The 13,826-nt window shown below is 62.1% G+C and carries 10 protein-coding genes and 1 pseudogene; 3 read left to right on the forward strand and 8 right to left on the reverse strand.

The window, feature by feature from the left end:
* Window positions 1-394 precede the first annotated feature (394 nt).
* The 3 genes and pseudogenes from CRD59_RS04865 to rhuM form a co-directional block, all read right to left on the reverse strand.
* Window positions 395-1,795 (reverse strand): NCS2 family permease, encoded by a 1,401-nt coding sequence (locus CRD59_RS04865; RefSeq protein WP_113853572.1) that lies wholly within the window; start codon window positions 1,793-1,795, stop codon window positions 395-397.
* Window positions 1,796-1,981: 186 nt separating this feature from the next.
* A complete protein-coding gene (locus tag CRD59_RS04870) occupies window positions 1,982-2,986 on the reverse strand; it encodes an AEC family transporter (RefSeq protein ID WP_113853573.1) in 1,005 nt (334 codons plus the stop codon).
* Between the two features lie 78 nt (window positions 2,987-3,064).
* Window positions 3,065-4,104: pseudogene (rhuM, locus tag CRD59_RS08410) on the reverse strand (RhuM family protein).
* A 722-nt stretch (window positions 4,105-4,826) separates the two neighbouring features.
* Here rhuM and CRD59_RS08365 point away from each other — a divergent pair.
* Complete coding sequence (locus tag CRD59_RS08365; RefSeq protein ID WP_113853574.1) at window positions 4,827-5,261, forward strand: RCC1 domain-containing protein; 435 nt, start codon at window positions 4,827-4,829, stop codon at window positions 5,259-5,261.
* A gap of 185 nt (window positions 5,262-5,446) precedes the next feature.
* Here the strand turns inward: CRD59_RS08365 and CRD59_RS08275 are convergent, their stop codons facing one another.
* Complete coding sequence (locus CRD59_RS08275) at window positions 5,447-5,578, reverse strand: hypothetical protein (RefSeq protein ID WP_269088371.1); 132 nt, start codon at window positions 5,576-5,578, stop codon at window positions 5,447-5,449.
* Window positions 5,579-6,695: 1,117 nt separating this feature from the next.
* Here CRD59_RS08275 and CRD59_RS04885 point away from each other — a divergent pair.
* Both CRD59_RS04885 and CRD59_RS04890 read left to right on the forward strand, forming a co-directional pair.
* A complete protein-coding gene (locus CRD59_RS04885) occupies window positions 6,696-9,146 on the forward strand; it encodes a leucine-rich repeat domain-containing protein (protein ID WP_113853575.1) in 2,451 nt (816 codons plus the stop codon).
* 158 nt (window positions 9,147-9,304) lie between these two features.
* Window positions 9,305-9,511 carry a hypothetical protein gene (locus CRD59_RS04890; protein ID WP_201736555.1) on the forward strand — a complete coding sequence of 69 codons (207 nt, stop codon included), beginning with the start codon at window positions 9,305-9,307 and terminating at the stop codon, window positions 9,509-9,511.
* Window positions 9,512-9,648: 137 nt separating this feature from the next.
* Here CRD59_RS04890 and pstB read toward each other — a convergent pair whose 3' ends face one another.
* From pstB to CRD59_RS04910, 4 genes are read right to left on the reverse strand one after another with little or no spacing between them, the layout of a single operon-like run.
* Complete coding sequence (gene pstB, locus CRD59_RS04895; RefSeq protein WP_113853576.1) at window positions 9,649-10,428, reverse strand: phosphate ABC transporter ATP-binding protein PstB; 780 nt, start codon at window positions 10,426-10,428, stop codon at window positions 9,649-9,651.
* 55 nt (window positions 10,429-10,483) lie between these two features.
* On the reverse strand, window positions 10,484-11,482 hold the full coding sequence (gene pstA / locus CRD59_RS04900) for a phosphate ABC transporter permease PstA (RefSeq protein WP_236632732.1): 999 nt from the start codon (window positions 11,480-11,482) through the stop codon (window positions 10,484-10,486).
* Between the two features lie 35 nt (window positions 11,483-11,517).
* Window positions 11,518-12,495, reverse strand: a complete 978-nt coding sequence (gene pstC / locus CRD59_RS04905; protein WP_113853611.1) for a phosphate ABC transporter permease subunit PstC — start codon at window positions 12,493-12,495, stop codon at window positions 11,518-11,520.
* Window positions 12,496-12,542: 47 nt separating this feature from the next.
* On the reverse strand, window positions 12,543-13,688 hold the full coding sequence (locus CRD59_RS04910; protein ID WP_113853578.1) for a phosphate ABC transporter substrate-binding protein PstS: 1,146 nt from the start codon (window positions 13,686-13,688) through the stop codon (window positions 12,543-12,545).
* Between the last annotated feature and the right edge of the window lie 138 nt (window positions 13,689-13,826).

The following is a 13,826-nucleotide window of genomic DNA, read 5'->3' on the forward strand; positions in this document are numbered from 1 at the left end:
AGCCTAATCCTGCTTCCGCAATGCAGCCTCGTATTGCAGTGGCATCCATGGTACGGTCACGCGACCGGGACTTGCACAACTCCCACGCTGACCCCTATTTCGGGGGAATACACCCGAAGGCATTGAACCCAAGCCGAAACCGCCGCTGCTCAGGATGCTGCCGGCAACGAGGCATATCGACGGCCTTGGCCAGGCGGCAGGCCTAGCCTTTCAGCATGGCCACGGAATTCCGCACAGATCAACAGCGGACATCACCTGCCCACCTTCCATCCCGGCAGCCCGGGCGATGCGAACCACCTGCTTTCACCCTGAAGCCACCGCCGACCAGCCTACACAGAACGGCCCACCCAGGTGGAACCCGGGTGGGCCGTTCCTTTGTCGCGCGTCTCCTGACCTAGAAGATGGCTTGAAGGACGAAGTCCAGGATGAAGAGGGCGCCGACCCCCCAGATGATCGGGTGGACCTCCTTCGCCCGGCCCTTGCAGGTCATGGTCAGGCAGTAGGTGATGAAGCCCGCGGCCACACCATAGGAGATGGAGTAGGAGAAGCCCATGAAAATGGCCGCGAAGAAAGCGGGGATCGCCTCGGTCAGATCCGACCACTTGATCTCACCGAAGGAGGACATCATCATGCATCCCACGATGACCAGGACAGGAGCGGTTGCGGCTCCGGGCACGGCAGACACCAAGGGTGCGAACAAAGCGGAGAGGGCGAAGCAGGCGGCGATGACCACGGATGTCAGTCCGGTGCGACCGCCCGCCGCAATACCGGAGGCGGACTCGACGAAGGTCGTGGTGTTGGAGGTGCCGAAGAGGGCGCCGAAGGAGGTGGCGGTGGCATCGGCGAACAGGGCCCGGTCCATCTTGGAGGAGAAACCGGCACCGGTCTCCAGGGCCTGCTCGTCGGCATCGGAGAAGATGCCCGAGCGGCGGCCTGTGCCTACGAAGGTGCCGATCGTGTCGAAGGTGTCCGACAGGGAGAAGGCGAAGATGGTCACCAGCACCATGGGCAGTTTGGCCGGGTCGGAGAAGAGGGCGGGGAAGCCGGCCGGGGTGAAGATGGCCAGGAAGGTCTGCGGCAGCTGGGAGAAGGCCTGCCCCAGGTCGACGGACTTGGCGGCGGTGGTGACACCCATGGGGATGCCGATCAGTGTGACCGCAATGATGGCGATCACGAACGCGGCCTTGTTCAGGATGGCCCAGCGGCCCCGGAACTTGCAGAGCAGGAGGACGACCGTGATGACCAGACCGATCACGAACAGGATCGTCGAGGGCGTATCGAAGGTGGTCAGCGAGGGGTTGGCGCCGGCGGCCGAGGACTTGTCGGGGCTGAACTTGATGATGCCGACGTTGAGCAGCCCCACGTAGGCGATGAAGACGCCGATGCCGCCGCCGATCGCATGCTGAAGGATGGGCGGGATGGCGCGGATGATCATCTTGCGCAGCTTGGTGGCCGTTACGATGATGTTGATCACGCCGCAGATGAAGACCATGGACAGGGTCTCCTGCCAGGTGAAGCCCAGGCCTTTGACCACGGTGAAGGTGAAGAAGGCGTTGAGCCCGACGCCCGGTGCGACGCCGTAGGGCACGTTCGCCACGAACGCCATGATCAGGGTGCCGATGATGGCGGCGATGATGGTGGCAATGAAAACTGCCCCCCATGGCATGCCTGCCGTGGAGAGGACCGAGGGGTTGACCGCGATGATGTAGGCCATCGCGAAGAAGGTCGTCAGGCCAGCGACGACCTCTGTTGAAACTGTGGTATGATTCTCTGTAAGCCTGAACAGCCCGTGCATAGTTCTCCTATGTGAGTCATGATTTGGCGATCCGACAAACAGCAGGATAGCACGGGCTCCAGGCTTTTCCTTTTTCCGGTCTCAAAACGTGTCGCGCCGCCGCTGGTGTGATACCCCGACCACGAACTCAAACCGGTTCCAGGCATGGTACCGGCCCGCCTCATATGTCAGTCCGGCCTGCCAGGTTCACAGGGCCGCGATCAGCAGGTGGCCGCCGATCATCATCACCGTGCCCATCACCGCGGTAAGGGCGAGGGTGAATCCGGCCAGGCGGGCGTTGCCCAAGACCTTGTCGGTGAACATGGTGGCGAACACCGCCGTGGGCGACAGGCAGCACAGTGCCACGGCCTCGCGCACGGTCGGGTCGAAGGGCAGCAGGAACCAGGCGGCCGCCGCGAAGATCAGCCCGAAGGGCAATCTCCAAGCCAGCACCTGGGCCACGTCCTTGATGTCCCGCGACCCGGAGGGCAGTTCCATCAGCATGCCCACCATGATCATCGCGCAGAAGGAGTTGGCCCCTGAGAAGGGCTGCGTGACCTGTGCCACCCAATGGGGCAGGTTCCAACCAAGGAGCATCATGATCGCCATGACCAGGTATACATCGAAGCAGACCGAACCCAGGAAACCCTTGATCACCCCCTGGGCGAGGGCCTTGCGTCGCAAGCGCCTGGCGTCGGGGTCGTCGGTGCGCGGGGAGGGCATGACCGGCGCATCCACCGCCCCCTGTTCGGACAGGGGTCTGCCAGGCTGAATATGCAGGAGATTCTGGGTCATGACGGACGTGCCGGCCGCCACCATCACGTCGTTGCCCAGATCGAACATGGCCGCCGGCACCAGTGCAGCCGGACCGATCAGCAGCTGGAGCATGGGGAAGCTGAAACAGCCGATGTTGAAACCGGACGTGTTGAGCATCAGGAAGGCACGACGGCCCACCGGCGTGCGCCTGGTGGTCAGGTAGACGCCCAGGGGCGGCAGCAGGGCGGCCAGCACCGCGAACGCCGACAGCAGCAAAAAGCTCACCTGGTGGGGGTTGGTAGCGAAGGAATAGATGATGGCCCCGGGCAGGACCAGGTCGAACTCAAGTGTCTGCACGACCCGGTAGTCACGCTCCCCCAGGAGTCCGAAGCGTTTGAAAAGGTATCCCGCAAGGATGATCGCCAACAGCGTCGCCGGCTGTATCAGCATCCCCATCGGCCCCTCCTCGCGCGCTCGGCAGTGCCCTCCCATACTAGCGCCGGCAACCCCTCCCCCGCCAACCCCCGCCCGCGCTCAGCCTGCGGACCCGCCCTGCTGCTTCTGGACGTTCTGGACGAAGCGGTCGAAGTCGGAGATATTGCGCTTGTCGAACTTGGCGAACTCCTCTCGCGCGCGCCGGTCGGCCTGGCTCTTGTTCATCCTGCCCCGGCCTTCCAACAGTTGCCCGCCGGTCAGCCCGATGTACTGGTCGCACAGGGCGACGCACTCGCTCATGGTGGTGATCGTATGGTTGCGCACCCGCAACTCCGCCGCATCCAGGAAACCCGACACCAGCTGGTTGAGATGCCCGATCTCCTCCTCACTCAGGTAATTTTGACCACAGTCACATCCGAGGAGTGGATACGGCCATCCGGCGACCCCTTCCAGGAAGCAAGCCCCATGTTCGGCTTCGCTGCATCCGCCCGTTCGGCGATGATCTCAGCCGCGGTATGACCGCTGATGACGTAGTGGAACTTGTTCTGAATGCCGACGAAGAGGTCGCGCGCGGTCTGCGAGTGGGGGTCGTAGTCCACGCTGATGTCCTGGAACAGGTCGGTCACCTTCTGGTAAAAGCGCCGCTCGGAGGCCCGGATGTCGCGGATGCGGCCCAGCAGCTCGTCGAAGTAGTCCAGACCGAAGGGCGTCCGTTCTTGAGCATGTCGTCGTTGAGGGCGAAGCCTTTGATGATGTACTGCCTGAGCGTACCGGTCGCCCACTGGCGGAACTTGGTGGCCTGCCTGCTGTTCACCCGGTAAACCCACTGCAATGATCGCGTCCAGGTTATAGTAGGCCACACGCCTCGAAACCCTTCTGCCGCCTTCGTTGCGAACTATTTCCATTTTGGAAACAGTTGCCTCTTCCTGCAGCTCTCCTTCCGCAAAAATGTTGTCCAAATGCTTCGATATTGCCGGCGTCTTCACTCCGAACAGTTGAGCAATGCCCTTTTGTGGCAGCCAGAAGGTCTCATCCCGGTAGGTCACCTCCACCGGCACATTGAGCCCGTCCTGCTGGTAGAGCACAATCTCCGCCTTGGGCCCGGCCTCACCGCCCGTCCCATCCGTCATCTCCGCCATATTGGTCACCTTTACCCTTCGTGTTGCCTTGCTGTAAGCGCCTGTTTCCACCGAGGCTGGCAGGCCGCCGAGCCGAGCCCGGAAAGGCAGGGGAGGAATGTGGTCGAGTGTGACAAAACCCCCGCTGGGCGCAGGCAATTGTCCGCCAGAGGGGCCCAGAGCAGTCAAGGTCGCGGCGGCGATAATAGAGTGGATGGCAATGTTGGCGGTGGATTGCGGCCGGCCCGGTTGGGGAATCGGGGGCAGCGGTCGCGCACTCCCCCGCCCCGGCAGTGTGTTCCGTAAGGCCCGGCAGCCCCGTCCGCTCCGGACCGACCGCAGTCACAAGGGGATTTTGCTCATGTGCAGTTTCCGTACCGCCAGCGCCACTTGCGTGGCCCTGTCACTGATTGTCGTGGGGGGGGGGGGGCTTCAATTCGTAAGCACGGCCAACGCACCCTGTCCACCAAGCCTCCCCAAGCCACCTGACACGCGGCCGCACCCCCGGTACGGAAACCGTAGACGAATTCACCCCCTCCCCCAACAAAGGCCCAGCCAACACCACGGGCAGCCACGCCACCATCACCCCACCCACTCCACCGGCCAGCGGCATCACCTTCACCCAAATCAGCACAGGCTACGGGCACAACCTGGCTATCGGATCAGACGGACATGCCTATAGCTAGGGTTACGGCTACTACGGCCAACTCGGCGACGGCACCGAAGATGACTAGAACACGCCCGTGCGCATCAACGACCCTGCCGGCAAACCCAACACCACATGGACCGCCATCAGCTCAGGCTGGTACCACAGCCTCGCCATCGACAGCGGCCACCACGCCCACAGCTGGGGACAAAACACCTACGGCCAACTCGGCAACGGCACCACCTCCAACCGGAAAACGTCAACACCCGTCAACGACCCTGCAGGCAAATCGGGCACAACCTGGACCGCCATCAGCACAGGCGGCGCAACCAGCCTCGCCATCGACAGCGACAGCCACGCCTACAGCTGGGGAGCAACGATAAAGGACAACTCGGCGACAACACCACCACCGACCGCGCCAGGCCCATCCCCGCGGGCGCCCCGCCGATCGTGGTCACCGGCGTCCAATTCGATCAGACCGAAGCCAGCCCGGCCCCTACCTGCGACACCACCAGCAAGGTGTGGAAGCTGAAGGCCCGGCCCACATCCCAGGCCCCATCACTAGCAACATCCACTGGGCACTCGGCGGTGTGCCCAAGACGGCTACCCCCCTCCCCTACACCTACGTGTATACCCTCCCCAAAGCCGGCAGCCTACCCCTGCAACGCCTAGGCGGCGGCACCCTCTTGTTACTTCAACCTACTGACCGCGCTCACGCTATACGGCCACCAAACGGCCCGGCACCGCCAACGCCCCGGAAAGCACACCCAGGTCAGCGCCTGAGCCGATCGGAGCGGAGCGCATATCAATACCCAGCCCGGCAGTCCCCTTGCTGCCGGGCCGTTCCATACCAACCGGTCCAGCCAGGCCAATCAACCAACCTGCGTTATGGACGGCCAGACCAACTGACCGCCTATCTCGTTTATATCCCCATACCCGGCTCAGGCCGCTACTTGGGCGGGGGCCCGCCGGTGGGCGGCCCGGTAGAAGAGCGTGAAACCGGCGGAGGACATCGTACCCAGCCCGCCGCCAGCAAGCACAGCGCTGGCATACATGAACGACAGTAACGAGAACAGGAGCGGCAAGATTTGCTGATACCCGCCCAAAGGCACCGACATGGACTACCTCGCCGACACCGAGCTACAGAACATCGTCGGACCCCCCCCCCATCCTGCACTGAGAGACATAGGCCCAGACCCGGCAAAAGGAAACTGACCACCCACTGGAATCAAACCCAAACCAATGCCGCACTTGTAATCGGACAACGGCCCGGGCGCACACGGCGAGGCTGTGTGATATACTCGTGTCACAAAACGTGGGCGATGATCGTGTGCCTTGGATTGGGGAATCCGGGATTGGCGCGGGCGGCCCTTTGGTTGGAATTTTGAGCTTTTCTTGGGTCCGGTGCCGGTGGGCGCTTGGTGACCCGTTGTGGAGGGATTATGCGCTGCTCTCGTGTGGTGAGTGCCTTTACGGCCCTCATGTCCTTGACTGTCCTGGGGGGGGGGGGCTTAGTCTAACGGCACCCGCACCGGCTTACTCCCAGCCGACACAGCCACAGTCCAGACCCCTTCCGCAGACGTACAGCAGCACCCACACCGACCTCGTCAAGAACCTACCCCCGGCAGCGCAGCCGGCCGGTTCCATCCACACCGATATACATACCCAAACGGCCCCGCTGGCACGATTCGCGGTCCACACCCAGCCCAGGCCACACGCCCAGGCAGCGGGCCTGACCCCGCGCATAGAAAACTACTCCTGCACCCCAAACGTCAGCACCATAGCCCAATGCTTCCCCGACCCCGACCTCGCCAGATCAGTTATCAGAGATATTTTCGACCGTAGAGGCAAAAGGCCAAACGATATATTTAAACCATCGGAAAAACAATGTAACTATAGCTATACCGGTCGGTTCTGTACCTTCTCCGTCGACTTTTCGTCTGGCAGCAACCATAGTCTGCAAGGTGTGGAACAACTTTCTCAACTCATCGAGAGTTTCCAATTTACGGGCAGCGGTATGACCGACTCTGCGCTGTCAGGTGTCCGCTGGTCTGATCTGTACAACGTAACATCCATCGAAGTCAACAGCACATCACTAACGACGTTAGCTCCACTAACCAACATGTCAGGCCTCACAAGCATCAGAGCCCAGTACAACAGCCAGCTTAGTTCGCTAGGCACACTGAATAACCCAAATTTGACTGTAATCAATATGGGAGGATACGGCGAATATGGAGATGAAGCTGGAAACAGTCTCACCAGCGCCGGCATAGCCTCAGTGAATTGGAGTCGCCTAACCATGCTCAAGGAGCTATACCTGGCACACAACAAACTCACCGATATCAGCCCCCTGACCGACATGCCCAGCTTGTCCATTCTAGACGTGACCAGCAATCAAATCGAGACACTCGGACGGCTCAACAACCCTTCACTGACCAAACTATGGATAGGCTTCATGGCCACCGTCTACGATTACAACCAAAAACGTGGAAACAGACTGACCAGCGCGGGTATTGCGACAGTGAACTGGGCCAATCTCACCAAACTCGAAATGCTGTTCATGGATGATAACCGAATCACTGACATCAGCCCCATAACCAATCTACCCAGTCTCCGGGTGCTATACGCGGCCGGCAATCAAATCGATACTCTAGGCAGACTCAACAATCCCAAACTTGAAACGCTTTATCTCGGATATGCGTCTGGAACAGACGGTTATGGCAACAAACTGACCAGCAGCAGTCTTTCGACAGTCACGTGGTCTTCCCTAACCCACCTGACTACTGTGGACTTGGCCCGTAATCAAATCGGCGACATCAGCCCCATGACCAACATGCCCGTGTTGAGGGACCTAGACGCCCGATACAATAAAATTACCAACCTCGGCTCCTTGAACAATCCTAATATTGTTACCCTCAACCTACTTAACAACGAGCTGCCGGCGAACTCGCTCTTCACTGTCACCTGGTCGAACCTGACAAAACTAGTAAAACTCACCCTGGATAGCAACTACATCGCCGACATCAGCCCACTTACCAATATGTCCAGCCTAAGCGAGCTATCCGTCGAGAATAACAACGTCAGCACACTCGGCAGCCTCAATAATCCAAACCTCACAACGCTCGGCTTAGGAAGGGGTTACCAATACAAGCCCCGCGAAATACTGGGCAACCGTTTGACCAGTCCAAGTTTGGCAAGCGTCAACTGGAGCGCCTTGACCAAACTCTCTGCTCTGTTTCTGGACTCGAACCAAATAACGGATATCAGTCTGATAAGCAATCTACCGGCACTGGCGAGGCTCAATGCCGCGGACAACCAAATCAGTGTCATAGGAGCCCTAGCCAATCCTAAACTCACCGACCTAAGTCTAGAAAACAATAAACTTACCGGAAATTGTTTATCTACAGTAAGCTGGACGATTTTACAGCAGTCACTAAAACTACTAGTTCTCACCCACAATCGAATCACCGATATCTCCCCTATAACCGGCATGACAAAACTTACCCGACTGGATGCATCTGACAACAACATCAGTAAACTTGGGGCACTCGAAAACCCTGCACTTACCGAGGTGCATTTGACTGGTAACAATTTGACCGGTGAGAGTCTGGCTGGTGTGAACTGGGCCATATTGGGCACTTCACTGACACTCTTAAATATGAATCAGAACCACATCATTGACATCTCCAAAGTAGACTGGAGCAAACTCACCAAAATAGTCTACAGCGGATACCTCGGCATCAACAGCCAGACGCTGGTTTTGCCTACCATGCACAACTACTCCGACAACCCCATGGTGCTGGGGCCGGCCATCGTCAAACACTCGCCCGACACGTTTGCCACACCCACCCAGTGCACCAACTGGCAAAACAACCAGACGATAGATTGCTCAACACCGACCGGCGGATCTTACAACACCGGCAATGGCGAGTACTCCTGGGCCCACTCCTACCCCGGGACCTATAAATACCCGTTCACCGCCACAGTCGCATTGCCCTCTGGCGTCACGACGCCGTTCGAAGGAATCATCACGCGCGGGGTGGATGGGTTCACCGTCACCTTCGACCCCAACGGCGGCATCCTGCACACGCCGGCCGTGGTGCCGGTGAGCGGAGGCGGCCCGGTGGCCGAACCCAACCCCGCACCGACCATGAGCGGCGGGAAGTTCCTGGGCTGGTACACCCAGAGCTGGCTCAACACCAAATGGGACTTCAGCCAGAACGTCAGCAGCAACATGACCCTCTACGCCCGCTGGGCCCCTGACTTCTCCCTACCCAAGGCGGGCGCTATACCCCTACAACGGTTGGGCGGAGGCACCCTACTGGTCCTCTCTTTGCTGACCGCGCTCACACTGGCGGCCCACCAAATGGCCAGCCGACGCTCCCATCCCGGAAAGCACACCCAGATCAGCGCCTGAGCCGATCGGAGCGGAGCGCATATCAATACCTGGCCCGGCAGTCTCCTTGCTGCCGGGCCGCCTCATACTCGCAAGCGCCCACCCGCACGCGCGTGGAAGGCCCTTAAAATGAGTGGTGAGGGCCCGGCATGGGGCTGGGCCGGTCGATTGGAGGGATCATGACTGAGCAGGGTGGTCGTCGGATGAGGTCCAACGATTATTGGTCGGACAAGGACCAGAAGCAGTTCCAGCATATTGAGACCAGCGAGCAGGAGCGCGGACAGGATGAGAAGACCGCCGAGCGCATCGCCGCCGCAACGGTCAACAAGGAACGCAGCCGGCAGGGACGGACCAAGGCCCAGCAGGAGGGCAAGGCCAAGGCCTGAGCCGGCTGTCCGGCCGGGCACGATATCGGTTCGCCGGTCGGAAACGAACCATCAATACAGCAGAGAGGCCATCAGCGGGGGCGGGACCCCGCCGGTGGCCTTTCGCGTATGCGCGAATCCGCTGGACCGGCGCGGGCTCAGCCGAAGCGGCCGGAGATGTAGCGCTCGGTGTCCTCCTCGTGGGGGTTGGAGAAGATGGTGGAGGTGTCGTCCATCTCCACCAGGTGGCCGGGCTGGCCCACGGCCTTCAGGTTGAAGAAGGCCGTGTAGTCGGAGACGCGGGCGGCCTGCTGCATGTTGTGGGTGACGATCACGATGGTGTAGTCGCGCTTGAGTTCGTTGATCAGGTCCTCCACCGCCAGCGTGGAGATGGGGTCGAGGGCGGAGCAGGGCTCGTCCATCAGGAGCACCTGGGGGTGGACGGCCACGGCCCGGGCGATGCACAGGCGCTGCTGCTGGCCGCCGGACAGGCCGATGCCGGGCCTGTCCAGCCGATCCTTGACCTCGTTCCAGAGGTTGGCGCCCTTCAGGGCCCACTCCACCAAGTCGTCGGCGTCGGACTTGGAGATGCGCTTGTTGTTGAGCCGGATGCCGGCCAGCACGTTCTCCCGGATCGACATGGTCGGGAAGGGGTTGGCCCTCTGGAAGACCATGCCCACATCACGACGCACCGCCACCGGATCCACGTCCGGTGCGTAGAGATCCTGGCCCTCCAGCAGGACCTGTCCGGTCACGTGGGCACCGGGCGTGATCTCATGCATCCGGTCCAGGGTGCGCAGCACGGTCGATTTGCCACAGCCGGATGGTCCGATGAAAGCCGTGACCTTGTTTGGCTTGATGACCATGTTCACGTCCTGCACGGCCAGGAAGTCACCGTAGTAGACATTCAGGTGGTTGATGTCGATCCTTTGTCCCATTAGTGCGCCGCCTCCCCTGCCTGGCAGGAACCGATTCGTATGACTCTATCCATGGTTACTTGTCCGCTTTCACTGCAAAGACCCTTGCCACGAGGCGTCCCAGCAGGTTGAGGATCAGGACAATGATAATCAACGCGAGCGCTGCGGCCCAGGCCCGCTCCATGCGGATGCCGGCCACGCAGCCCTCGGCCGAGCCCGGCCCGCAGACCGCCAGACCCTGGGAGAACTCGTTGTAGACGTAGACCGGCAAGGTGGTCATGCGCCCCGAGAAAAGGTTGGGATTGGTGGAGGCGATGAAGCCGGATGCGATGAGCAGGGGCGCCGTCTCGCCGATCACACGGGCGATGGCCAGGATAACGCCCGACACGATGCCGGGCAGGGCCGTGCGTAGGACGATCCTGGTGATCGTGCGCTGTTGGGTCACCCCCAGGGCATAGGCCGCCTCGCGCAGGTCGGTGGGCACCACCCTGAGCATGTCCTCGCTGGTTTTGACGACCGTGGGGATCATAAGCAGGGAAAGGGCCACCGAGCCGGAGAAGCCGTTCACCGTGCCGGGCCCGGCGATGGCGGCGAACATGGAGAAGGCGAACAGGCCCGCCACGATCGATGGAATGCCGCTCATGACGTCCACCAGCAGGGAGATGGCGCCGGCCAGGCGGGAGCCCGAGGCGTACTCGACCAGGAAGACCGCGCACATCACGCCGATCGGAACCGAAATGACCATGGCACCGGCGGTGACCTCCAGGGTGCCGACGACCGCGTGCAGGATGCCGCCGTGACCGCCGGTGGCCGTGGGGCTGCCACCCACGACACCGGACATGTTATGGGTCAGGAAATCCCAGTTGAGGCGCCTGGCGCCGCGCGAAAGGCTGGCCCACAGGACGGATGCCAGCGGGATGAGCGCCAGGAGGAAGGACAGGGCGATCAGCCCGGTCATGAACAGGTTGTGGCGCTTTCGGGCGCGAATCGAGGAACGCGTTGGACGGAAGCGGTCGAAGTCGATGACCGGTTTGGCGGCCCTTTCCGCTTCCGAACGGGGTCCTGCTGGGGGGATGCCCCGCGCCGCAGGTTGCCGTTGGCTCACCGGATTCATTGGTCGCCCCCCTTCGCCGTGATGCGCCGTGCCGCATAGTTGACCAGGAAGGTGATGGCGAACAGCACCAGACCGGTGGCGACCAGGGTGGCCACACCCATGGAGTCGGCCTCGGGGAACTGGGCGGCGATGTTCGCTGCGATGGTCTGGTTGGCGGAGGCCCTGAGCAGGCGTACCGAGTATGTCAGTCCGGGCGAGAGGATCATCAGTACGGCCATGGTCTCACCCAGGGCGCGGCCCAGGCCCAGCATGGACGCGGAGATCAGGCCGGCCCGCCCGAAGGGCAGGACGGCCAGGCGGATCGTCTCCCATTTGGTGGCGCCCAGGGCCAGGGCGGCCTCGCGTTGCAGGCGTGGCGCCTGGGCGAAGATGTCCCGGCCCACCGATGTGATGATCGGCACGATCATGACCGCCAGGACCAGGGCGACCGTGGCCGCCGACCGTGCGGGGGCGGCTACGGGTCCGGCGAAAAGTGGAATCCAGCCCAGCCATCGGGAGAGCCAGGACCAGAAGCCGGTGATGGCCGGCACGAGCAGCAGCGCCCCCCACAGGCCGTATATGACGGACGGAATGGCTGCCAGGAGGTCGATCACGGCAGACAGCGCCGAAGCCAGGCGTCGGGGAGCATAATAAGTGATGAACAGAGCGATGCCCACCGAGACCGGAAAGGCCAGCAAAAGGGCCAGGCCGGCGATCAGGACCGTGCCGAACAGCAAGGGCCCTACATACGTCAGGAAGGAGGACGAACGGCCTCCGGAGAGGGATTCGAGCGCGGAGCTGCGCTCGGAGGGGTCACCGGTGAAGGCCGGCAGGGCGCGCAGGACCAGGAAGAGCGTTACGGCCGCGAGGGCCGCGAAAATCAGGAGGCCCGCCCCCCAGGCCAAGGCTTTGAAGATCCTGTCGGCCCTCTGTCCCGAACGGTCGGCGCCTTCATGGCCATCGGCCCCGCCGACCGGGACTGCTGAGCCATCCATGCCTGCCGCCACTCCGTGCTCATCCACCATCGGCTCCTCCCCCTGTCTCATGACGCCTCGATGGCTTCCACCGAGGACATGACACGTTGGCGCACGGCCGGACTCAAGGGGGCCGACCCGGCGTTGGTCTCGGATGCCCGCTGCCCCTCCTGTGAAAGGAGATAGGTCAACCAGGACTTGGCGAAGGCGGCCTTGCGTCCATTCGGATCGCGCTCGTAGGCCCTGCAGACGACATCATAGGAGACCAGGAGCAGCGGGTAGGCGTCCGGCTCCCGGGTGGCGTAATCCACGTCCAGGACCTGGCGCAGGGAGCCCTCGGACCGGTCCCTGAAGCGGGATTGGTCCATGGCCTTGGCCGCCCCCTCGGCCGAAGCCGTGACGAACCCGCCGCCCACTTTGAGCGCCACGGTTCCCAGACCAACCGCCTGGGCCGCGTCCGCATACCCGAAGGTGCCTTCCGCCTGCGACAGGGTCATGACGAGGCCGGCCGTACCCTTGGCGCCTTGTCCAACCTCATTGGGCCAGTTCTCACCGGGCCGGTGGGGCCAGGCTGGGCCGGCGGCGGCTTCCAGATACGAAGTGAGAGTCTTGGTTGTGCCGGATTTGTCCGAGCGATGGACCACGGTGATCGGCAGGTCCGGCAGTTGCACACCCGGGTTCAACCGGGCCAGGCGGACGTCGTTCCAGCGGGTGATGCCCCCCTCGAAGATCTGGGCTACAGCCGTCGGATCCATATGCAGGTGTGCGCCCGCACCGCCCTCTTGCAGGGAAGGGAGATTATAAGCCAGGGCGATGGGGGTGGCATAGACCGGCACCTCGAACGCCGTGCCGCGTGCGCAAACACCCCGGGACCGGTCCACCTGGGACTGACTCAACGGTTCGTCGGTACCCGCCCAGACGACTGATCCGGACAGGAAAGCCGTGACCCCGGCACCGGAGCCGGCTGGGTCGTACGAGATACGGGCGGATGGATGGGCGGCATGGAAAGCCGCGATCCAGGCCTCGTCAGCCGACTGCTGGGAAGAGGCGCCCGAGCCGGCCACCTCCCCCGCAAACGTGTCATCACCGCCGCCGGCCAGCACTCCCGCCGCCAGATCGGGGGACGGTGCGTTATCGCCGCATGCGGCCAGGGCAAAGGCCAGCGCTGAGGCGGTCAGCACAGCCACCACCCGGGCGAAAACCGGCTTACTCATGCTCCTCCTCGGCCGTCATGGGCACACGTCCATGGATAAGCTTAACCGGACCTGATGATGAATCGTAGGAGCCGCCATCCCGGTCTGGGCAATGTGATTGAGTGATTCTGGAACATCTCTCCAGATATTCATCAAAGG

Source organism: Bifidobacterium xylocopae (genome assembly GCF_003315615.1).
Lineage (GTDB): Bacteria > Actinomycetota > Actinomycetes > Actinomycetales > Bifidobacteriaceae > Bombiscardovia > Bombiscardovia xylocopae.